1 protein-coding gene is annotated in these 723 nt (G+C 66.1%); it reads right to left on the bottom strand.

All coding sequences use genetic code 11. The annotated features are described in order from the left end of the window. Positions 1-480, bottom strand: a 480-nt coding sequence (locus BHE97_RS19630; protein WP_140400290.1) for a twin-arginine translocase subunit TatC, incomplete at its 3' end; no start/stop codon positions are given. Positions 481-723: the final 243 nt, after the last annotated feature.

The raw sequence follows: 723 nt of genomic DNA, 5'->3' as shown, positions 1-723 counted from the left end.
GATCCGTAGGATGAAGCTCAGATAGTCGGCCCCGGAGATGATATTCTCCCAGCCCTCGGGCACGAAGCCGATCAGCAACTCCACCGCCGTCGGCAGCACCCAATAGGCCGCCACCGCACCTCCGATGAACAGGGGTGCACCGAGGCCGGTCAGGACGATCGCCCAGATCTTCTCGTGGCGGTGCAATGCCGGCAGCACGAAGCCCCAGATCTGCCACATCCACAGCGGACTGGAGATGATGAGGCCCACGATCAGCGAGGTCTTGAGCTGGAACTGGAAGGCCCCGCCGACGCCACCCATGTTGAGGATGGTCGAGATGCCCTGCTCCTCGAGCGCCGGACGTGCGCGCTCGATGGGCTGGGTGAGCAGGTCGAGGATGGGGCTGTAGAGGAACCAGGCGACGACCACCCCGAGGACGATGCACAGCAGTGCACGGGTCAGCCGGGTGCGCAACTCCCGCAGATGCTCCATGAGGGGCATCTGCCCACCTGCACCCGCCGCCGCACCGGCACGGGGTCGGCGGTCACGGCGTCTCAGCACCGTCAGCGCGGATCGGTGCGATGGTCGCGCGTCACCTCAGCCGGATCGACGGTCTGCGGGCGCTGCTCCTCGGCCTCGGGCCTGCCATCGTCTGGCTTCGGACGCTGACGGCGCCTGCGGTCCTCCTGTATCTTATAAACATATGACGCTGCCGACGACCTACTCAGCGGTGACCCAGGAAGA

The sequence above is a fragment of the Aeromicrobium sp. PE09-221 genome (assembly GCF_002174305.1).
Taxonomy (GTDB): domain Bacteria; phylum Actinomycetota; class Actinomycetes; order Propionibacteriales; family Nocardioidaceae; genus Aeromicrobium.
The sequence above is the reverse complement of the archived record's forward strand: the minus strand, read 5'-3'. Positions and strand labels throughout refer to the sequence as shown.